The following is a 21,085-nucleotide window of genomic DNA, read 5'->3' as shown; positions in this document are numbered from 1 at the left end:
ATTACCGGCACAGCTTACGCAAAAAGACCGCGTCATACCACGATCGCCATCGATATTGCGTTTAGCCGCCGATTTTAAGACAAAATTCAGGGGTCGCGTGGCGTTCGATCCACTGGATCATCCGCACGGCAATATCAACCCCCGTGGTTTTCTCCACGCCTTCCAGCCCCGGAGAAGCGTTAACTTCCATGACCAGCGGCCCGCGTTCTGCGCGCAAAATATCAACGCCAGCCACATCCAGGCCCATGGTTCGGGCGGCTTTGATCGCAATGTCTCTTTCACGTGGCGTAATATTGGCAATACTGGCCACGCCACCGCGATGGAGATTAGAACGAAAATCGCCCTCTTTAGCCCGACGCTCAATGGCGGCCACCACCTCATCTCCCACGACAAAGCAGCGAATATCCCGCCCTTTCGCCTCTTCAATATATTCCTGCACCAGGATGTGCGCATTCAGCCCGCGAAACGCATCCACGACGCTCTCCGCGGCCTGACGCGTTTCGGCCAGCACCACACCGATACCCTGCGTGCCTTCTACCAGCTTCACCACCAACGGCGCGCCGCCGACCATATCGATCATGTCGCTGGTATCGTCCGGTGAGTGCGCGATTCCGGTGATGGGCAGATCAATCCCCTGCCGTGCCAGCAGCTGCAATGAGCGCAGCTTATCGCGCGCGCGGGTGATCGCCACTGACTCATTCAACGGATAGCTTCCTAACATCTCAAACTGACGCAACGCCGCCGTACCGTAAAAGGTAATAGCCGAGCCTATTCGTGGGATGACCGCGTCAAAATGGGGAAGCTGGCGGCCCTTGTAGTGAATCGAAGACGCCGCCGGGCTAATGTTCATATAACAGGAAAGGGGATCGATAATTTCCACCAGGTGACCGCGCTGCATCGCCGCCTCACGCAGGCGCTTACAAGAATAGAGCGTTCCGTCCCGGGACAAAATGGCAATTTTCACCCTGCACCTCTCTGAAAGACCTGCTGAAAGCCGGCGTATGATACACCGGGTTAAAATCTTTAGCGCGTAGCCCATCCCTGTTTGTGCAAATATTCCAGGATAAATGGACGATTTTCTTTGATGATAGTCCGGCGGATATGATCGCTCCAGGTGTCGCGACGCGTGTTGCTGCCACGGGTCAGATAATACTGCGCAAGCTGCTCATCATATTGCGCCAGAACGTCCTTATCGAGCGGTTGGTACTGATTTTCATGCACCACAATGGCCGCAGGCAGTCGCGGTTTGATATCGGGGTTATCCGCAGGCCAGCCAAGACACAGGCCAAACAGCGGCAGAACATGCTGCGGCAGTTTCAATAGATCAGTCACCGACTCTATATTGTTGCGCAGCCCGCCAATATACACACCACCAAGCCCCAACGACTCTGCGGCGGTTAGCGCATTTTGCGCCATCATCGCCGTATCAACCACGCCCAGCAGAAGTTGTTCTGCCAGTCCCAGCTGAGCATCAGGGCAAATCTGTAAATGACGGTTAAAATCGGCGCAAAACACCCAAAATTCGGCGGCTTGCGCCACATGTGGTTGCCCGCCCGACAGCGTAACCAAAGACTCACGCAGGGCCTTATCCGTCACACGAATTATCGTGCTGCACTGTAAAAAACTGGAACTTGAGGTGCCTTGCGCGGCCGCAATAATCGCCTCGCGCTGCGCATCTGAAATCAACGCATCGGTAAAATGGCGAATAGAACGGTGGCTGCGAAGTAAATCAATGGTTGGAGTCATCTCTTTTTTCTCTGGCTGAACGGGAAGAAACGCCGGATGTTCGTGACATCAGCTGCGGCGCCAGCAGTTGCGCAATGCGCCACATTAAAAACACCGCGGCGGGAAGCATCAGCAATACACCCAAAAAAATCATCACCACACAAGCCAACGGACTGTTAAGCGGCGCGGGTAAAGTGAGGTAATCGTTAAGCGACAGCAGCGCCAGCGTTAACGACACCATACCGATCGTTTCCAGGATCAAAACGCTTTTAGGTAACACACTCACAGTGCGCATACGTGACCTCCCGGCGAAGTGGAACGTATTATAAAACGTTCCGCGTTCTCATGTTTAACAGATATAGAGTAGATGTATCAAAGCAACAGGCCGAACCTGCTTTCCATCCGACATAAATCGCGGCATCATACAGATATTCGCCATCTGGCCTGATAAGTTCGAGGAGAAAAAGATGTTTGCTGTTATTTTTGGTCGCCCAGGGTGCCCATATTGCGTGCGTGCAAAAGAATTGGCAGAAAAATTAAGCAATGAGCATGAAGATTTTAACTTCCGCTACATTGATATTCATGCAGAAGGGATCTCAAAAGCCGATCTGGAAAAAACGGTAGGTAAGCCGGTAGAGACCGTACCGCAGATTTTTGTCGATCAGAAACACATCGGCGGCTGCACGGATTTTGAAGCATGGGCAAAAGAGAATGCAAATCTGTTCGCCTGATTGCCATCTCTACGCCCTCCACTGGAGGGCGTAATCAGTGCTTTTTCCGCTGCTGATGTTGATTAAATAGGCTACTGATAAATAAAAAACACAATGCGCCAAGCGCGCACCAAAACACCGCACTAAACAACCATGCCAACTCTTGCCACAGCGAACGTGTAGGCATAAACACGAACCGCATCAATAACAGGCAGCACGGTGCCGCCAACATTGCACCAAGAAGGGGTCTAAGTACCTCCCGACGATGGGAAAAAAAGCTTGCTGCTGCACCGGGTAAGATAAAAAACAACAACCCGACCTCAGGATGCCCAGTCGCCCTAAATGCCCCTTTCACGTTCAGCGTCAATGAAAGACACACCACAATAAAAAGCACAAAGCAGCAGATCGCACCCGCCCAACCTTGCCTATGTTTCAACCGTTCCTCCTGACACTCTCTATCGAACACTCTTTTCGCCCAAAGGCGTCCAGTCAGATAAAGTCGTTCGGCATTCCATGCCAAAAACACACTCACACGATTCTTATAGCTGTTGAAACGCAATGAGATTAAACTAGCAGCATATATTGTCATGCTGCTTTATTAGGGGCTGTGTACGATGCTGTCGCCCCTTAATTTCTGGCAAAAACATTAGCGTAAATTGCCATTTCTTTCAATAGCTTACTAGTAAACAAGAAGTTAGTCTCCGTGAATATAAACGTCGCAGATTTGTTAAATGGGAATTACATCCTGTTATTATTTGTGGTCCTGGCGCTGGGCCTGTGTCTGGGTAAATTACGCTTGGGCACAGTCCAACTCGGTAATTCTATTGGCGTTTTAGTGGTATCCCTATTATTAGGCCAGCAGCACTTTAGTATTAACACTGATGCTTTAAATCTCGGCTTTATGCTGTTTATTTTTTGTGTCGGCGTCGAAGCAGGTCCCAACTTTTTTTCGATTTTTTTTCGCGATGGGAAAAATTATCTAATGCTTGCTCTGGTCATGGTCGGCAGCGCAATGCTGATCGCCCTGGGGCTGGGTAGGCTATTTGGCTGGGACATCGGCCTGACAGCCGGCATGCTGGCGGGTTCAATGACCTCCACGCCGGTGCTGGTCGGCGCGGGTGATACCTTGCGCCATTCGGGGATGACGGGAACACAACTGTCGACCGCCCTTGATAATCTGAGCCTCGGTTACGCGCTGACCTATCTGATCGGGCTGGTCAGCTTGATTGTCGGCGCACGCTACTTGCCAAAACTGCAGCATCAGGATCTGCAAACCAGCGCTCAACAAATCGCCCGTGAACGTGGCCTCGACACCGACGCTAACCGTAAGGTTTATTTGCCCGTGATTCGCGCCTATCGTGTCGGTCCGGAACTGGTTGCGTGGGCTGATGGTAAAAATCTGCGTGAGCTGGGCATCTATCGTCAGACCGGTTGTTATATTGAGCGTATCCGCCGCAACGGTATTCTGGCTAACCCGGACGGCGACGCCGTACTGCAGATGGGCGATGAAATAGCCTTAGTGGGCTATCCGGATGCGCATGCCCGCCTCGACCCCAGTTTCCGTAACGGCAAAGAAGTATTCGATCGCGATCTGCTCGATATGCGCATCGTCACCGAAGAGATCGTAGTGAAAAACCACAATGCTGTCGGCCGTCGTCTGGCACAGTTGAAGCTGACCGATCACGGCTGCTTCCTTAACCGCGTGATCCGCAGCCAGATTGAGATGCCGATTGATGACAACGTTGTGCTCAATAAAGGCGACGTGTTGCAAGTGAGCGGCGATGCCCGCCGCGTAAAAACTATTGCAGACCGTATCGGCTTTATTTCAATTCACAGCCAGGTCACCGACCTGCTGGCCTTCTGCGCCTTCTTTATCATCGGCCTGATGATTGGGATGATCACCTTCCAGTTCAGTAATTTCAGCTTTGGCATCGGAAACGCAGCAGGCTTATTGTTCGCAGGGATTATGCTTGGCTTCCTGCGCGCCAACCACCCGACGTTTGGCTACATCCCGCAAGGTGCGCTGAACATGGTGAAAGAGTTTGGTCTGATGGTCTTTATGGCAGGCGTCGGCTTAAGCGCGGGTAGCGGTATTGGCAATGGCCTCGGTGCAGTCGGTGGACAGATGCTGATAGCTGGCCTGATTGTTAGCCTGGTGCCGGTGGTGATCTGTTTCCTGTTTGGCGCTTACGTATTGCGTATGAACCGTGCCCTGCTGTTTGGCGCCATGATGGGCGCACGTACCTGTGCACCAGCGATGGAAATCATCAGCGACACAGCACGCAGCAATATCCCTGCTTTAGGTTATGCAGGCACCTATGCAATTGCCAACGTCTTACTGACGCTGGCGGGGACACTGATCGTCATTGTCTGGCCTGGTCTCGGTTAAAAATTTACCTTTAAATGAAAATTTTTTGCAGGTAAGCAGAACTTTTCTTCAAGGTGTCAGTCATAACTATTGCCACTGCTTTTCTTTGATGTCCCCAATTTGTGGAGCCCATCAACCCCGCCGTTTTGGTTCAAGGTTGATGGGTTTTTTGTTGCCTGAAATTTGTCTCCCCTCCGTCCTCTGTGTCCAGGTTGCATCATGCTGGTTACAGCACATACTTTTACACAGTGCTTTTAGTAGTCGGGTAGACTGTCGCCCGCGAACAGAGCGCAATGCCAAAGACAATAACCAGCGCACTCACCAGATGGTACGAATGTAGTGTCACATGCAAAAAGATGACGCTGAATAATCCCCCACTCAGTGGGATCAGATGCGAATAGATTTCACCACGCGTAGCCCCAATAGAGTCAATCCCTTTGTTCCAGAGTAAATATGACAGCCAGGAAGGGAAAATAATAAGGTATACGACACCAGTCATAACGTCAGAATTCACATAGCTGCTCCAGTCTGGCATACCATGAAGCATCAATTCCAGGATCAGTACGGGAAGGAGCACAATTGCACCTATCAGTGCGCTAACAGCGACGAATGCATTGCCCTTTACCTCACGGGGTTTTGTTCGCAGAAAAGCACAATAGAAGGCCCAACTCAGTGCTGACCCCATGGTCCAGAAATCGCCCTGATTCAGATGATTAAATATATCCGAATGCATCAGATTGCCTTGCAATACCAGCCAGAAAACGCCAATGGTACTGAGAGCAACACCTGCAATATTGCGAGGAGAGATCCGCTCTTTGAAAAACAATTTATTGATGAGCAGAACAATCGCTGGCGTGGTCGACATATAAATCGCTGCATTTAGCGATGTCGTATATTGCAGGCCGATGTACAATGTCAGCGGGAAAAGAACCTGACCGCATAACACAAGAAAAGCGAGAGTGCCAAAGGACGTTTTCATCACTGGCCACTGCTCCCTGACCTGTCGAAAATAAAGCGCTATCAATAGCAGTGCGGTAAATATCCAGCGCGTAGCTGATAAAATGATGGGATTAACCTCAGCAACCAATATGTGGCCGACCACATAGTTTCCGCCCCAAAAGCAGGCAGCCAGACTGAGTAAAATATAGGGCATATATACGCCCTCTTGTCACGTTTACGGTATCGCAACAAGGCTACGGCGGCATCATAATGAATGCTAATATAACGTTTTCATCCATGTGCATAGATTAAAACTATGAGATTTACGCTAAGGCAACTTGAGTTTTACATCGCGATCGCTGAAACATTACAAATTTCCAAAGCAGCAGCGCGTTGTCATATTTCTCAGTCGTCAATGACCATAGCCATGCGTAACCTGGAAGATGCATTAGACGTGCAGCTATTTTTGCGATATCCCAAAGGAGTGAAGCTAACCGCCGAGGGAGAGCGTTTTCTGGCTCATGCCTGTAACATTATCAGCAATAGTCGCGCCGCCGTTGATGATTTGCATGACAAAACCGATATCCTCACCGGTACGGTACGTATTGGGATAGCCGAAACACTCTCTGCGTATCTGGTACCCGATATACTTGGTGACATTGAACGACGTTTCCCCCTTCTGGAGATCGTTTTTCATGAAGCCACCGCACCAGAATTAGTGCGGGCACTGCGGGAGAAGAACGTCGATTTTTGTCTGCTGCTGACCTCAAATATCAACCACGATCCCGACCTGGAAATCGAAACCTTTATTCGCTCACAGCGGCGTCTGTGGACCTCAATTGGGCACCCGCTACAAAGCCAGTCATCCGTCCGCCTTAAAGACGTAGAGAAGCTACCATTTTTATTGTTGGAAACCGACAAGTACCCCGACGTCATCACTGATTACTGGCAACAGCGTGGCTACAGACCCAATATCTGTTTTCGCAGTAACTCTTTTGAGGCAGTGCGCAGTCTGGTCGCCAAAGGAAGAGGTATTACCATTTTATCCGATCTGGTTTATCGCCCGTGGTCGCTGGATGGGCTGCGCGTCATGCGCAGAACCCTTGATGATTTTATTACATATATGGACGTTGGAATCGTGAAAACGGCCGCCCAACCACTAACCACTGAAGCCAGGAAGGTCATCGATTTTTTACGCCAGGCGACGACACGCCTCGACAAACCATTTTGATGGTTTCACTTCTACGGCAATCCCGCAATGCGCGCCACCATCAAAAGGATATCGTCTCGCTGCAGCGGTTTTTTATCGGTCACAAAATGTAGCGTCATCCCTTCAATAAAGGCATCCAGCGCACGGGCCGTAGCGGGGTCAAACCACTGCTCTAAGGTTTGTTGACTGCGTTGCATCCAATTTTGCATCACCGTTTTCAACGCCGGCTTGCGGCTGGCGAACGCGTACAGTTGATACATAATCTCCATGTTGTCCGGCGTGGTGACCTGCGAACTGTAAATCATCTCAGTAATGGCATGACAGGCTTGTGGCGCATCGGTTACGCCCACAAAAAACGCCTGATATTGCAGCGACATAGTTTCGGTAAAACGACCGAATGCCTCCATCAGAAGCTCATCGATTCCCAAAAAATAATAGGTCATTGAACCCAACGGCACCTGCGCAATCGTTGCAATCTTACGATGCGTAACTGCATGAATACCATAAATTATTACCGCTTCCAGCGTAGCCTGAACTATTTTTTCTCGCCGTTGTGGATCGTTCGCGCGTCGCACTGCATTTCCTCTTCTTGCATTTGTGTACAAATGTACACAACCTTGCTAATGTTGTCTCCTTTCCTCATTTCTTTGGCTCGAATTCATGACTGGCATCTCATCACGCAAAGCCTTAAGACGCCGCACCTGGGCGCTTTTTATGTTTTTCTTTTTACCAGGATTATTAATGGCCTCCTGGGCAACGCGTACCCCAGCCATCAGAGATATCCTCTCCGTTTCTACCGCTGAAATGGGAGCGGTGCTGTTTGGACTCTCTATTGGCTCGATGAGTGGCATTCTTTGTTCGGCGTGGCTGGTGAAACGATTTGGCACGCGAAAAGTAATCCGCACCACCATGTCATGCGCGGTCATTGGGATGGTTATCCTCAGCGTGGCGCTATGGCTGCATTCCGCCTGGCTATTTGCGTTTGGGCTAGGGGTTTTTGGTGCCAGTTTTGGTGCCGCAGAGGTCGCCATTAACGTTGAAGGCGCGGCCGTTGAGCGCGAAATGAATAAAACCGTGCTGCCGATGATGCATGGCTTTTATAGCCTCGGCACCCTGGCTGGCGCAGGCGTCGGGATGGTGCTCACCGCCTTTAGCGTTCCCGCCAATGCGCATATTCTGCTGGCGGCGCTGGTGGCCATTGCGCCAATATTTATCGCCATCAAAGCGATTCCTGACGGCACCGGTAAAAATGCCGCTGACGGCTCTCACTCAGCCGAAAAAGGGCTGCCCTTTTACCGCGATATCCAGCTGCTGCTCATCGGTGTCGTGGTACTGGCGATGGCATTTGCCGAGGGTTCAGCCAATGACTGGCTTCCTCTCCTGATGGTAGACGGACACGGGTTTAGCCCAACCTCAGGCTCTCTGATTTATGCCGGGTTTACGCTGGGCATGACCGTCGGACGGTTTACCGGCGGCTGGTTTATCGATCGCTACAGCCGCGTTGCGGTCGTACGCGCCAGTGCGTTAATGGGCGCGCTGGGTATTAGCCTGATTATCTTTGTCGACAGTACGTGGGTCGCAGGTGTGTCGGTCGTCTTGTGGGGACTCGGCGCGTCGCTGGGCTTCCCGTTGACCATTTCGGCCGCCAGCGATACCGGCCCCGATGCGCCAACCCGCGTGAGCGTTGTGGCAACCACCGGCTATCTCGCCTTCCTGGTCGGACCGCCGCTGCTGGGCTATCTGGGTGAACACTATGGCCTGCGCAGCGCCATGCTGGTGGTGCTGGCGCTGGTGCTGGTCGCGGCTATCGTCGCGAAGGCTGTCGCCAAACCAGATGTTAAAAATACCCCAGTGACGGAGAACAACTAATGGCTATTAAGTTAATTGCAGTCGACATGGACGGCACGTTTTTAAGTGACCAAAAGACCTACAACCGTGAACGTTTTATGGCGCAGTACCGCCAGATGCAGCAGTTGGGGATCCGATTTGTGGTCGCCAGCGGCAATCAGTACTACCAGTTGATCTCCTTTTTCCCCGAACTGGCCGATGAAATCTCCTTTGTGGCGGAAAACGGCGGCTGGGTGGTCAGCGAAGGGGAAGATGTGTTTAACGGCGAACTGGATAAAGACGATTTTCAGACCATCGTGGACCATCTGCTGACGCGAACCGACATTGATATTATTGCCTGCGGAAAAAACAGCGCCTACACGCTGAAGCACTACAGCGATGAGCTAAAATCCGTCGCTGCCATGTACTACCACCGCCTCGAATTTGTTGATAACTTCAACAATATCAACGATGTATTTTTCAAGTTCGGGCTGAATATCTCTGAAAAACAGATCCCGCAGGTTCAGTCTGCTCTGCATGACGCGATTGGCGATATTATGGTTCCGGTTCATACCGGCTATGGGAGCATCGATTTAATTATCCCGGGCGTGCATAAAGCAAACGGTCTGCGTCTGCTGCAACAGCGCTGGAATATTCGCGATGAGGAAGTGGTGGCGTTTGGCGATGGCGGCAATGATATTGAGATGCTGCGTCAGGCGGGGTTTAGTTTTGCCATGGCCAATGCCAACGATACGGTGGCCCGGGCGGCAAAATATCGCGCGGGGTCGAATAACCAAGAAGGCGTACTGGATATTATCGACCGGGTGCTAAAAAACGACGCACCATTTACGCGATAACGCCTCAGCACAGACGGCAACAAAAGAAGGACATGATCTATTCATAATCCGCATCACATTAACCCGCTGGATAATTATCTCCAGTAAATATTTTCAGGTGAGCTGATGATGAAGAAAAGTGTACTGATAGCGGCAATATTGCTGGGGTTTGCGGGAACCGCGATGGCGCAAAGCGTCACCGTTGATGTACCAAGCGGTTATAAAGTTGTTGTGGTTCCCTCTTCCGTGAGCGTTCCGCAGGCGGTCAGCGTGACCACTGCGCCACAAACGGTTTATGTTGCTCCAGCCCCAGCCCCTGCACCCGTTTATCGTGCGCATCCTTATGCTCGGCATGTCGCTAGCGTAGGCGAAGGGATGGTTATTGAGCATCAGATTGACGATCACCACTAAGCCCTCGTAAAGCCCGGGCAGCCGTCAACGCCTCATCGATTTTCAGTCGGACATGGGTCATCGCTTCAACTCTCTGGCTTTCAGCTATATCCGTTTTGCTGTTCAGAGATATTCAAGTAAAAGCTCAGGTAGTCAGGTGTGGGCTGGTCCGGCTGAAAATTGCCGACGAGTTTCCGTAAGGCCGGGAGAGCCAGCATGGATGCTGGCTCAGGGCGCGTTTTGCAGGGACGCTACCTCGCGCCCGGCCCGATAGCCTGGAGGAATAAGCGGAGGGGATTGCGAAGCAACAATTTTCCTGCCGGGAGCCGGGATTGTAAAGGGCGTGGCGAAGAACGCCCTTTACACGTTCACAGGAATCGGTGCTTCAGAGAAACGATGAACATGAGGTGAACGGAACCCTTTCTCTGAGAGAGCATATTCATTACCTCCCCAACACATGTTGATGCTTTCTGAAACCGAGACGTTAACTAAGCGGCATTACGGATAGCCGGGCTTTATCCTTCCCGTGAGTCCCCTACCCGCTTATCTTTCAGGAAGATAAACATCAGCGCCAGCCACAGTACCCCGCTGGCCAGATTAAACAGGCTAAACAGGCCGTTACCGCCGAGTAAATAAGCATGCTTACTCAGCTCAATACCAACGGTAAAGATCAGCATCTGCAGCATGCCCATCGCGGCGGAAACCGTCCCTTTGCTCATATCGCTGGCAAACAACGTCAGGCGTACCAGTCCGGCATTCGCCACACCAATCCCAAATGCATAAACACTTAACCCTGCTGTCATCCACAAATATGCATGGGAAGAGACCACCGTGGCCGCCGCGGCGATAATCAGCCCCACGGCGATCGGCCATCCGCCCATAATAATCAGCGATCGTACCGTGCGTCGCGCGGTCAGGCGCGCCAGCACCAGGTTACCGGCAATTAGCGCGCCAAAAATTGGCACCTGTAGCAGACCATATTCATAGCTGCTCAGCTTTTCACCGCTAATAATGATAATAGGAGACTGGGCGATCCACGCCAGCAACGGCAGGCTGACAAAGCCCAACGCCAGAGCACCGGCGACAAAACGCACGTTCTTCAGCACCAGCTTGTAGTCTTTGCCCAACTCTTTAATGGACAGTGTTTCACCGAGTCGGGTCGCGGTTTCAGGCATCGCGCGCTGCAGGCCAACAAAGGCGATAGCGGCCAGTACGGCAAACAGCACAAACATCCCTTCCCACGGCAGCACGTGCACCCATGCAGCGCCGACCAACGGGCCCAGCAACGGAGCAATCAGCGCCACGTTCGCCATCAGGGCGGTAATTTTAATGCATACCGCCTCCTCAAAGGACTCCTGAATCGCGGCATAACCCACCGCGCCAATAAAGCACAGGCTAATGCCCTGCAAAAAGCGCAGGAAAGTAAATTGTTCAATGTTCTGCGCAAACAGCGTCGCAAGGCAGGTAACAATGAACCACACCACACCGGTTAACATCACCGGCCGACGACCAATACGATCCGACAGCGGTCCTAATAACCACTGCAAAAACATGCCGCCTGCCAGGTACGCGGTCATGGAAGTGGGAACCCAGTCTAATCCGGCCTGATATTGCTCCACCACCGCCAACATACCGGGCTGGATCATATCGTTGCCGATATACGTAGAGAATTCGTAAAGCACCAGACAGAGCGGGAAAAGTAATGCCTGACGCCCCAGTCGGGCGCCTGAAGATAAACGGTTGTGCATGCAGTCTCTTAACCAATGAAAAATCGCGCAAAGTGTAATAAATGCGTCGGACTGGTGATAGTGAATTATGTGATTTGACAGCAAAATGCGCACATTTTTACACTCAGTTTCACAATGCTCTTTTGCTTTAAGGTTAATTTAAGTTGAACCCGTTATCATGCGCTTTAGACATCATTAATTATCTTAAAAAGAGTCATTTAGCTGACAAATAAGACAACGCCGCTTTTTATTCCATGGAAGCGCTCTTATGCTCGGCCTGATGGGACTTTTTTTAACTACTGTGCTGAATCTGGATGTTATGCTGGAAAATCTGAACAACTCGCTATTTTACCTGATCAACGCCACGCCGGACTCTGCGCAATGGGCGATCGCGTTTGCCATATTTATTGCCAAAGATCTGATCAGCATCGTGCCGCTATTGGCCGTAATCCTGTGGCTTTGGGGTCCGCGCGACCACGTTAACACTCAGCGCAAACTGGTGATCAAAATGGCGCTGGCGCTGATCGTCGGCCTCACCGTTTCCTGGCTGATGGGGCATCTGTTCCCGCACGATCGTCCGTTCGTTAACCACATCGGCTACAACTTCCTGCACCATGCGCCTGATGACTCTTTCCCGAGCGATCACGGCACCGTTATTTTCACCTTTGCACTGGCCTTTATATTCTGGCATCGCCTGTGGTCTGGCGCCCTGTTTATGGCGATTGCCGTGGCGATCGCCTGGTCGCGGGTGTACCTCGGCGTACACTGGCCGCTGGATATGCTGGGTGGGTTCCTGGCAGGACTAATCGGCTGCCTGAGCGCCCAGATGATCTGGCAACGGTTCGGCACCACGCTGTATTCCGCGTTGCAGACTTGCTATCGCACCTGCTTCGCCCTGCCGATCCGTAAAGGCTGGGTGCGTGACTAATCCACGGTAAAAAAGTAGTATTAAGCGCGCGATATGAAACGCTTATTCTACTCTCCAGGGGAACTATGGAAACACGACGCGACGAGCGTATTGGTCAGTTGCTGCAGGCGCTGAAACGCAGCGATAAATTACACCTTAAAGAAGCCGCGACGCTGCTTGGCGTATCTGAGATGACCATCCGTCGCGACCTGAACAATAACAATGCCCCGGTCGTGTTGCTGGGAGGCTATATTGTTCTGGAACCCCGTAGCGCCAGCCACTACTTAATCAGCGACCAAAAGTCCCGGCTGGTGGATGAGAAACGTCGCGCGGCCCAACAAGCTGCGAGCCTCGTTCAGGCGCATCAGACAATCTTTTTTGACTGCGGTACCACCACGCCGTGGATCATTGAAGCTATCGATAGTGACCTGCCTTTCACTGCAATCTGCTATTCGCTGAATACCTTTCTGGCACTCCAGGAAAAACCACTGTGCCGCGTCATTCTGTGTGGCGGTGAATTCCATGCCAGCAACGCTATTTTCAAACCGCTCGATTTTCAGGAGACACTGAATAATCTGTGCCCGGATATCGCGTTTTATTCTGCAGCAGGCGTACACATTGATAAGGGCGCAACCTGTTTTAACCTGGAAGAATTACCGGTGAAGCATTGGGCGATGTCGATGGCGCAATATCATGTGCTGGTGGTGGATCACAGCAAGTTTGGTAAGGTGCGTCCCGCGCGGATGGGCGAGCTAAAACGTTTTGATAGCATCATCAGCGATACCCGTCCTGACGATGAGTTTGTTGATTACGCAAAAGCGCAGCAAATTAAGTTGATGTACTGAAAGGACATTGCCGGACGTACAAACGCCGTCCGGCAATTACAGCGATTAAGAGAACCAGCCACCAAACCACTGGTGGAATTTCATCATCACAAAGTCCCACATCCGGCTAAAGAAACCGCCCTCTTCAACGGCCTCCATCACCATCAGCGGACGCTGCTCAATGGATTTCCCGTTCAGCTGGAAGTCGATCGTTCCGACAACCTGGCCTTTCTTCAGTGGCGCGGTTAATTGCGGTTCGGTCAGCGTAAAGCTGGCTTTCAGATTTTTAAGCTGGCCGCGCGGAATGGTCACCGAACCGGCTTCACCGGCCCCCAGATTAACTTCACTCTTATCGCCAAACCAGACACGCTGGGTCACAAAGGTGGCATCCGGTTTAATCGGTGTGACCGTTTCAAAGAAGCGGAAGCCCCACGTCAGCAGCTTCTCTGACTCATTGAAACGAATACGGTCGGTTTTCGCCCCCAGCACTACCGAGATCAGGCGCATATCGCCCTGGGTGGCGGAAGCCACCAGGTTATAACCCGCGCCCGTCGTGGTGCCCGTTTTCATCCCGTCCACATTCAGGTTGGTGCTCCACAGCAGGCGGTTGCGGTTCGGTTGGCGAATTTTATTAAAGGTAAACTCTTTCTCTTTATGAATGGCGTACTCTTCCGGCACATCGTGGATTAGCGCTTTACCGAGCAAGGCCATGTCACGCGCGGTGCTGAACTGCCCCGGCGCATCCAGGCCATGCACCGTCTGGAAGGTGGTATTCGTCAGTCCCAGCTTTTGCGCATAGCCGTTCATCAAACCAATAAAGGATTCCTGGCTGCCAGCCACGTAATCTGCCAGCGCGATACAGGCATCATTACCCGACTGAATAATAATGCCTTTGTTCAGATCGGACACCGCTACCTGATCGCCGGGTTTCAGGAACATCACCGAAGACCCACGCAGAGCCGGGTTGCCCGTCGCCCAGGCATCTTTTCCTACAGTGACCATATCGTTAAGGTTGATTTTCCCGGCCTTTAGCGCCTGGCCTACCACATAGCTGGTCATAATCTTGGTCAGACTGGCTGGATCCAATTTCTCATCAGCATTGCCTTCCGCCAGCACCTTGCCGCTAGCGTAATCCATTAAGATCCACGCGCGCGCATCCACGCTCGGCGGCGCGGTGGGTTGCTCTACCGCCTGTGCGATCGGTGAAAAAAGGAATAACAGCGCTGAACCTGCGGCGAAACTGCGAAGGGAAGAGAAGTATTGCGTCATAAATGCCACCCGAGTATCCATTCCAAAAAACCACGTCATAACACACCATGTTTACACAAACTGCATCGGCCAAACCCGCGCAGAAGCGGCCTGATGGATGACGTGTAAAATAAGTGCGGTGAGTAATAACGCACTAACGAGCTTAAAGAAACCGTAAGTTGGTAAAGTTTTTAAAGTTTATGCAATAACACTGCGCTGCGCCGCTTTCATCACGATTTTTTTACGTGTTGTTGCGTAAATATTAGGTTTCCCCCACCATGTAACGGGTTTAATACCGAATGCAGCCATCAAGCTGCTCAATGATTACGCGGGGTTACTATGATTACACTGTGGGGTCGCAATAACTCGACCAACGTGAAAAAAGTGTTGTGGACGCTCGAAGAACTGGAACTGCCGTATAACCAAATACTGGCGGGCGGGCAGCACGGTATCAACCGAGATGCTGACTACCTTGCGATGAATCCAAACGGTCTGGTCCCCCTGCTACGCGATGATGAAACCGACGTTTTACTGTGGGAATCCAATACCATCGTCCGCTATCTGGCCGCCCAATACGGGCAAAAACGGCTGTGGATCGATGCCCCGGCAAAACGTGCAGAAGGCGAAAAATGGATGGACTGGGCTAACCAGACGCTAAGCCCTGCGCATCGGGTCATCTTATTTGGTCTGGTCAGAACGCCGGCAGAACAACGCGACCAGGCGGCCATTGACGCAGGCGCGAAGGTTTGTGACAACCTGTTTGCCATGCTCGACAACGCGCTGACCGACCAACCATGGTTCTCCGGGGACGAGTTTGGTACCGGCGATATCGCCATCGCCCCGTTTATCTACAACCTGTTTAACGTTGGCCTGAGCTGGACCGAACGTCCTCACCTTGAGCGTTGGTACCAGCAGCTTACCAAACGTCCAGCGTTCCAAAAAGCGGTGATGATCCCGGTCAGCTGATGCTGTAGCGCTGCGGCTACCGGGGGCTCACCTTCAGTAGTTGCCCGTCGGACTCGTCGGTTAACACGTACAAATAACCGTCTGGTCCGACACGCACATCGCGGATCCGCTGTCCTCTTTCGCGTAAAATACGCCCGTCCTCAGTAACCTGATTCCCGTTAACGCTTAAAACGATCACATCCTGATCTTTTAACGCGCCAATAAACACCTTCTGCCGCCACTGCGCAAAGGTATCGCTATTGTAAAAAGCCATCCCGCTGACCGCCGGCGACTTTTCCCAGTAGAAAACAGGCTGTTCCGTACCCTCAACAATTCCACCTTTAGCCTCAGGTATTTTTAAACCGCTGTAGTTCATCCCCCAGGTCGCTAACGGCCAGCCGTAGTTTTTGCCTTTCTCGGGGATATTAATTTCATCGCCACCGCGCGGGCCATGTTCATTGAGCCACAGCGTGTCACTCCAGGGATTCATCGCCATCCCCTGCGGATTACGGATGCCATAGGACCAAATCTCAGGTCGAGCACCGGCCTGGTTCACAAATGGATTATCCGGCGGAATGTTGCCCTCGTCGGTCAGTCGCACCACCTTACCCTGCAGCTTGTCCAAATCCTGAGCGGTAGCGCGCTGGTTATTTTCACCCAAACCAATAAACAAGTGGCCTTTACCGTCAAACACCATGCGCCCACCAAAATGGTTGCCGGTTGAGAGTTTTGGCATCTGGCGGAAAACCGTCTGGAACGCCTGCAGATGTTTGAGATCGTCGCTCAGTCGTCCATAACCGACTGCCGTACCGGCCTTACCCTCATGGTCGGCTTCAGCGAAGCTGAGCCAAACCCGCCGCGAGCGTTCAAAATCCGGGGCGAGCACCACATCAAGCAACCCACCCTGACCGTGTGCCCAAACCTTTGGTACCCCGGTGAGTGGATCGGAAAGCCCTTCCCCCGCTTGCCAAAGCCGCAGCTGCCCACCCCGTAGAGTGATTAATATGCCGCGGTTGTCAGGTAAAAAGGCCAATGACCAGGGGTGATCAAGTTTGGTTTGCAGCACTTCAACCTTCAGCGCAGAGGGTTCGGCACTGGCATGAGGGGCAAACAGTAACAGTGGGGCCGTACAGAGAAAGAGTCGCCGCATAACACCTCCTTAAGGGCTCTGCATAAAGCGTAGCCAGCAAGGGGCAATATCCCGCGACTTTTACACAATCTTAACGAAAAGGGGGAGCGCCCTCCCCCTGGTTCAGACGTGTTCCAGCGTTGAGTACATTTGCAAACTCTGGATACTCAGCGTCAGCGTTGTCAGGCAGTTTTCAAGTTTATCTGCGTTAACGGCGATAAAGGTCGGACAATCGTGATGTCCACTCATCAGACAAACAGCCGCGGCGGCTAACGCCCCTTCAGCACGGCGCAGGGCATTCCACTCTTCCTGATCAAGATGCATACCGTGGAGCTGTGATTGGTCGTGTAGTTCGCGATTCAGTACAAAAAAATTATCACGCAGACTATCGCTCTCACTCACTGACATATAGCCTTTCGCTTTCCTCAACAACAGATAAGCGGCGAGATTGATGCGGGCGTTTATCAACTTGTTGAGAAGATCGGTTCTCAGTCTGTCAACAACCATACTTTGTTCCTCCTCTTTCCAACCATGGTGCAACTTAATAGTATGGTTGTTTTTTGAACAAATTGATGCCCTACATCAATAAATCCTAATTGATTAACATTATTTACAATGTTACAACGTGCAGAGCGGCATTGTGCCGTTGCCTGGGTGGAGAAACGGCCTGTTTCTGACGTAGCGATAATTTTTTGCTATACCTGATGGGGTTACTTTCGTGGCACGGATGATGAGGGCGCTATGTCAAAAGCAAATGATGCCGAGAAGATACGTACGCTATCAAAGATAGACCTGAATCTGCTGACCATTTTCTGTTTAATCTATAGCCTCGGCAGTATCACCCGCGTGGCTGATATGCTGAATATTTCCCCCTCTGCCGTCAGTCAGTCACTAAGAAAACTACGTGAACTGATGGGCGATAATCTCTTTGTTCGCAGCGGCAATGCGCTGTTACCGACCGTCTACTCCGACGAGCTTTATGATAATGCGATGCCGATTATCGATAAACTGTCGCTGCTGATGCCACATACTTCCCCGGCATCCAAAAAAAGGCTCACGCTGTATACAGAATCGTTTATTTCGCCAATCGTTATTCCCGACGTTACGGAAAAAATAATCTACAACAACGCGGACATCAGCCTTCTGCATCTCACCGCCGATTTAAATGAACAGAGTATTATTGAACTGCTCACCATGCGGCAGGCTGATGTTGTTTTTTCTACCTTTTCCGTGGAGTCGGGCAGTATTTCCTGTCAAAAAATATGCGATATGCGGCTGGTACTGGCAGCGTCACAAAATAATACGTTGTATGGTCATTCAATCAGTGAGGAAATGTTCAGAAGTGCCAATCTGGTGGGTTACAACACTAAGAATGAAAAAATTATTTATCACCGCAGCATCGTGGATAAAAAATTCAGAACCGGGGATCGTTGCCTGCTAACCTCTTCTTTTACTGCAATACTCACCATTGTCGCGAATACCCAATGTTTAGGGGTGATCCCGGAAAAAATCTTTGCCACGCATGCGCCACTTTACGGCCTGAAGGAAATAAAGACACCGTTCCCGCTACCGCAATTCAGTATTTTTGCCTCGTCACGCAAAGATACCAATACACATAAAATGCTGGAGCCGATTCTCGCCGATTTACAAGCATCCTCCCTGTCCTGAAAACCAGGGAGAATACCCGTTGTGATTAAGGGTTAAACATGGTTCCTGGTAATACGCCAGATATTATCGGCATATTCCTGTACCGTTCTATCTGACGAGAAGTACCCCATATTGGCAATATTATGTAGCGTTTTCGTCGTCCACTCACGGGGATTACGATACAACTCATCCACCGAGTCCTGGCAATCAACATAGCGGCGATAATCCGCTAACACCTGATAATGGTCACCAAAGTTGATCAATGAATCGAGGATGTTGCGATACCGCCCAGGCTCCTGTGGACTGAACAGCCCTGTGCCAATTTGCGTCAGTGCCTGATGCAGTTCAGCATCATTCTCAAAAATCGTTCTCGGGTTATAGCCGTCACGTCGTAAGACGTCGACTTCCTGCGCCGTATTGCCAAAGATAAAAATATTATCTTTGCCGACATATTCCTGCATTTCAATATTTGCCCCGTCCAGCGTGCCAATGGTCAATGCACCATTTAAGCCAAACTTCATGTTACTGGTACCGGAGGCTTCAGTCCCTGCCAGTGAAATTTGCTCGGAAAGGTCAGCCGCCGGAATAATCAGCTGCGCCAGGCTGACGTTGTAATCCGGGATAAACACCACCTTCAGCTTGCCGCCAATTTGCGGATCGTTATTCACCCGCTGTGCCACGTCGTTAATTAAGCGAATAATCTGTTTCGCCATGTGATACGACGAGGCAGCCTTACCGGCAAAGATATTCACGCGAGGCACCCAGTTTTCATCCGGCGAAGCTTTAATCCGATTGTAGCGAGTAATCACGTGGAGCACGTTCAATAATTGCCGCTTGTACTCGTGGATACGGGGCCGCAGGATCCACCACCACCCCGTACCGGGTGGCAATATGGTGCGCCAGCCGCTGTTTATTTTTGTGCTTCGCACGATGCACCGCGTCGTTCACGCTCGGATAATCAAGATACTGTTTCAGATTAGCCAGTTGCGCCAGGTTAGTGCGCCAGTTCTGACCGATATTCTCATCCAGTACGTTTGCCAGCGGCGGGTTCGCCAGTGCCAGCCAGCGACGGGCCGTCACGCCATTCGTGACATTGGTAAACCGCATCGGGAATATTCGCGCAAAGTCAGCAAACAGCGATTCCGTCATCAATTTTGAATGTAATACCGACACGCCGTTCACTTTATGGCTGACCACAACGGCAAGCCAGGCCATCCGCACCACCCGGCCATGCGATTCATCAATTAACGAGACCCGTTTAAGCAGCTCACTGTCATCATGATATTTATCCGCAACGGATTTCAGGAAGCGATCGTTAATTTCAAAAATAATTTGCAAATGGCGCGGCAGGATCCGGCTCAGCATCTCTACCGGCCATGTTTCCAGCGCTTCACTCATCAAGGTGTGGTTGGTATAGGAGAAAATCTGACAGGTCACGTCAAACGCATCATCCCATGCAAATTGATGATTGTCGATTAACAGGCGCATCAGTTCGGGGATCGCCAGAACCGGATGGGTATCATTCAAGTGAATCGCGATTTTATCGGCCAGGTTATGATAGCTTTTGTGCAGTTGATAATGCCGGCTCAAAATGTCCTGAATCGTCGCTGAGGCCAAAAAATAGGCCTGGCGTAAACGCAGTTCGCGCCCTGCATCGGTGGAGTCATCCGGATACAGCACCCGCGAGATCTTTTCAAAATGGTATTTGTTTTCCACTTCAACGGTAAAATCATCATGCAGATTCACTTTGCCTGAATTGACTTCACTATTAACCTGCACATTCCACAAGCGCAATGTATTGGTGCTGTCTGTGTTATAACCAGGGACAATCTGGTCATGCGCGACGGCCAGAATATCCTCGGTCTCAATCCAGCGGATTTTGCTGCCTTCCTGCTGAACGCGGCCGCCGAAGCGCACTTTATAGTGGGTATTATGACGTTTAAATTCCCACGGGTTTCCGTATTCCAGCCAGTAATCCAGCGACTCCTTTTGCACCCCGTTGACGATATTTTGTTTGAACATACCGTAATTGTAACGGATGCCATAACCGCAGCCTGGCAAACCCAGTGTGGCCAGCGAGTCAAGGAAACAGGCCGCCAGACGTCCGAGACCACCATTGCCAAGCCCGGGATCGTTTTCTTCGTCAATCAGCTCTTCCAGATCCAGTCCCATGGCCTCGAGCGCGCTGTTCACTTCGTCATAAATCCCCAGAGAAAGCAGCGCATTCGACAATGTCCGCCCAATCAAAAACTCCATCGACAGGTAATAAACCTGACGGGCATCCTGAGAGAATTGCGCCCGGTTTGAACGATGCCAGCGTTCGACCATGCGATCGCGCACGGCATATAGCGTGGCATTTAACCATTCGCGTTTGGTGGCAATGGCCGGATCTTTACCAATGGTAAATAAGAGCTTATTGGCAATATCATCCCTGAGTTTATCAACATCAATTTCGGCGGCTGTAGGAAGTGGGGAAATATACATATCAGCGTGACCTCGCAGAATCGGGAAGGGGCAGAAGAATAAAAAATAAATAAATTAGAATAAATTTATGAGCGTTGATTCTTTTGCGGGCCCACTTCCTGACGAGTAATGGAATGAAGTTCATTCATTAATAAGCGCCAGCTTAAACCAGTCGCGAGCGAAATATAAT

The 21,085-nt window shown here is 51.2% G+C and carries 20 protein-coding genes and 1 pseudogene; 10 read left to right on the top strand and 11 right to left on the bottom strand.

Annotated elements, in window-relative coordinates:
- Window positions 1-61: 61 nt before the first annotated feature.
- From rimK to IMQ48_RS05780, 3 genes are read right to left on the bottom strand one after another with little or no spacing between them, the layout of a single operon-like run.
- Complete coding sequence (rimK, locus tag IMQ48_RS05790; RefSeq protein WP_196208260.1) at window positions 62-964, bottom strand: 30S ribosomal protein S6--L-glutamate ligase; 903 nt, start codon at window positions 962-964, stop codon at window positions 62-64.
- Window positions 965-1,023: 59 nt separating this feature from the next.
- A complete protein-coding gene (gene nfsA / locus IMQ48_RS05785; RefSeq protein WP_196208259.1) occupies window positions 1,024-1,746 on the bottom strand; it encodes a nitroreductase NfsA in 723 nt (240 codons plus the stop codon).
- A complete protein-coding gene (locus IMQ48_RS05780; protein WP_196208258.1) occupies window positions 1,730-2,020 on the bottom strand; it encodes a YbjC family protein in 291 nt (96 codons plus the stop codon). The genes nfsA and IMQ48_RS05780 overlap by 17 nt, the downstream gene beginning before the upstream one ends.
- A 172-nt stretch (window positions 2,021-2,192) precedes the next feature.
- Between IMQ48_RS05780 and IMQ48_RS05775 the strand changes: the two genes are divergently transcribed.
- On the top strand, window positions 2,193-2,456 hold the full coding sequence (locus IMQ48_RS05775) for a GrxA family glutaredoxin (RefSeq protein WP_135322543.1): 264 nt from the start codon (window positions 2,193-2,195) through the stop codon (window positions 2,454-2,456).
- A 34-nt stretch (window positions 2,457-2,490) separates the two neighbouring features.
- Here the strand turns inward: IMQ48_RS05775 and IMQ48_RS05770 are convergent, their stop codons facing one another.
- On the bottom strand, window positions 2,491-2,871 hold the full coding sequence (locus IMQ48_RS05770; protein WP_196208302.1) for an inner membrane protein YbjM: 381 nt from the start codon (window positions 2,869-2,871) through the stop codon (window positions 2,491-2,493).
- A gap of 267 nt (window positions 2,872-3,138) precedes the next feature.
- Here IMQ48_RS05770 and IMQ48_RS05765 point away from each other — a divergent pair, with 267 nt between their 5' ends.
- A complete protein-coding gene (locus IMQ48_RS05765) occupies window positions 3,139-4,824 on the top strand; it encodes an aspartate:alanine antiporter (RefSeq protein WP_096757714.1) in 1,686 nt (561 codons plus the stop codon).
- A 220-nt stretch (window positions 4,825-5,044) separates the two neighbouring features.
- Here the strand turns inward: IMQ48_RS05765 and IMQ48_RS05760 are convergent, their stop codons facing one another.
- Window positions 5,045-5,956, bottom strand: a complete 912-nt coding sequence (locus IMQ48_RS05760) for a DMT family transporter (protein WP_196208257.1) — start codon at window positions 5,954-5,956, stop codon at window positions 5,045-5,047.
- Window positions 5,957-6,058: 102 nt separating this feature from the next.
- Between IMQ48_RS05760 and IMQ48_RS05755 the strand changes: the two genes are divergently transcribed.
- Window positions 6,059-6,973 (top strand): LysR family transcriptional regulator, encoded by a 915-nt coding sequence (locus IMQ48_RS05755; RefSeq protein ID WP_196208256.1) that lies wholly within the window; start codon window positions 6,059-6,061, stop codon window positions 6,971-6,973.
- Between the two features lie 11 nt (window positions 6,974-6,984).
- Here the strand turns inward: IMQ48_RS05755 and IMQ48_RS05750 are convergent, their stop codons facing one another.
- Window positions 6,985-7,527 carry a TetR/AcrR family transcriptional regulator gene (locus IMQ48_RS05750; protein ID WP_196208255.1) on the bottom strand — a complete coding sequence of 181 codons (543 nt, stop codon included), beginning with the start codon at window positions 7,525-7,527 and terminating at the stop codon, window positions 6,985-6,987.
- 85 nt (window positions 7,528-7,612) lie between these two features.
- Between IMQ48_RS05750 and IMQ48_RS05745 the strand changes: the two genes are divergently transcribed.
- The 3 genes from IMQ48_RS05745 (at window position 7,613) to IMQ48_RS05735 (ending at window position 10,026) form a co-directional block, all read left to right on the top strand.
- Window positions 7,613-8,821 (top strand): MFS transporter, encoded by a 1,209-nt coding sequence (locus tag IMQ48_RS05745; RefSeq protein ID WP_196208254.1) that lies wholly within the window; start codon window positions 7,613-7,615, stop codon window positions 8,819-8,821.
- On the top strand, window positions 8,821-9,636 hold the full coding sequence (locus IMQ48_RS05740; RefSeq protein ID WP_196208253.1) for a Cof-type HAD-IIB family hydrolase: 816 nt from the start codon (window positions 8,821-8,823) through the stop codon (window positions 9,634-9,636). Before IMQ48_RS05745 ends, IMQ48_RS05740 begins: the two co-directional genes overlap by 1 nt.
- 108 nt (window positions 9,637-9,744) lie before the next feature.
- The gene (locus tag IMQ48_RS05735) at window positions 9,745-10,026 is read left to right on the top strand and encodes a hypothetical protein (protein WP_370551829.1); all 282 of its coding nucleotides are present in this window, start codon (window positions 9,745-9,747) and stop codon (window positions 10,024-10,026) included.
- A 494-nt stretch (window positions 10,027-10,520) separates the two neighbouring features.
- On the opposite strand, the gene IMQ48_RS05730 is transcribed toward IMQ48_RS05735, so the two are convergent.
- Entirely contained in the window at window positions 10,521-11,753 is a 1,233-nt protein-coding gene (locus IMQ48_RS05730) for an MFS transporter (RefSeq protein WP_196208252.1), read from the bottom strand.
- 298 nt (window positions 11,754-12,051) lie between these two features.
- Between IMQ48_RS05730 and ybjG the strand changes: the two genes are divergently transcribed.
- Together ybjG and deoR are read left to right on the top strand one after the other, a co-directional pair.
- Complete coding sequence (gene ybjG / locus IMQ48_RS05725; RefSeq protein WP_196208300.1) at window positions 12,052-12,660, top strand: undecaprenyl-diphosphate phosphatase; 609 nt, start codon at window positions 12,052-12,054, stop codon at window positions 12,658-12,660.
- Between the two features lie 65 nt (window positions 12,661-12,725).
- Window positions 12,726-13,484 carry a DNA-binding transcriptional repressor DeoR gene (deoR, locus tag IMQ48_RS05720; protein WP_196208251.1) on the top strand — a complete coding sequence of 253 codons (759 nt, stop codon included), beginning with the start codon at window positions 12,726-12,728 and terminating at the stop codon, window positions 13,482-13,484.
- 45 nt (window positions 13,485-13,529) lie between these two features.
- Here deoR and dacC read toward each other — a convergent pair whose 3' ends face one another.
- The gene (gene dacC / locus IMQ48_RS05715) at window positions 13,530-14,732 is read right to left on the bottom strand and encodes a serine-type D-Ala-D-Ala carboxypeptidase (protein WP_196208299.1); all 1,203 of its coding nucleotides are present in this window, start codon (window positions 14,730-14,732) and stop codon (window positions 13,530-13,532) included.
- A gap of 318 nt (window positions 14,733-15,050) precedes the next feature.
- Here dacC and IMQ48_RS05710 point away from each other — a divergent pair, with 318 nt between their 5' ends.
- Window positions 15,051-15,677 carry a glutathione S-transferase family protein gene (locus IMQ48_RS05710; RefSeq protein ID WP_196208250.1) on the top strand — a complete coding sequence of 209 codons (627 nt, stop codon included), beginning with the start codon at window positions 15,051-15,053 and terminating at the stop codon, window positions 15,675-15,677.
- Between the two features lie 16 nt (window positions 15,678-15,693).
- On the opposite strand, the gene IMQ48_RS05705 is transcribed toward IMQ48_RS05710, so the two are convergent.
- Entirely contained in the window at window positions 15,694-16,806 is a 1,113-nt protein-coding gene (locus IMQ48_RS05705; RefSeq protein WP_196208249.1) for a PQQ-dependent sugar dehydrogenase, read from the bottom strand.
- Window positions 16,807-16,908: 102 nt separating this feature from the next.
- Window positions 16,909-17,292, bottom strand: coding sequence for a biofilm formation regulator BssR (gene bssR / locus IMQ48_RS05700; protein ID WP_196208248.1), 384 nt, complete (start codon window positions 17,290-17,292; stop codon window positions 16,909-16,911).
- 234 nt (window positions 17,293-17,526) lie between these two features.
- Between bssR and IMQ48_RS05695 the strand changes: the two genes are divergently transcribed.
- A complete protein-coding gene (locus tag IMQ48_RS05695) occupies window positions 17,527-18,453 on the top strand; it encodes a LysR family transcriptional regulator (RefSeq protein WP_196208247.1) in 927 nt (308 codons plus the stop codon).
- Window positions 18,454-18,485: 32 nt separating this feature from the next.
- Here the strand turns inward: IMQ48_RS05695 and glgP are convergent.
- Window positions 18,486-20,916 (bottom strand): annotated as a pseudogene (glgP, locus tag IMQ48_RS05690) (glycogen/starch/alpha-glucan family phosphorylase).
- Window positions 20,917-21,085: the final 169 nt, after the last annotated feature.

The organism is Citrobacter sp. Res13-Sevr-PEB04-36 (assembly GCF_015672735.1).
Taxonomy (GTDB): Bacteria; Pseudomonadota; Gammaproteobacteria; order Enterobacterales; family Enterobacteriaceae; genus Citrobacter.
The sequence above is the reverse complement of the archived record's forward strand: the minus strand, read 5'-3'. Positions and strand labels throughout refer to the sequence as shown.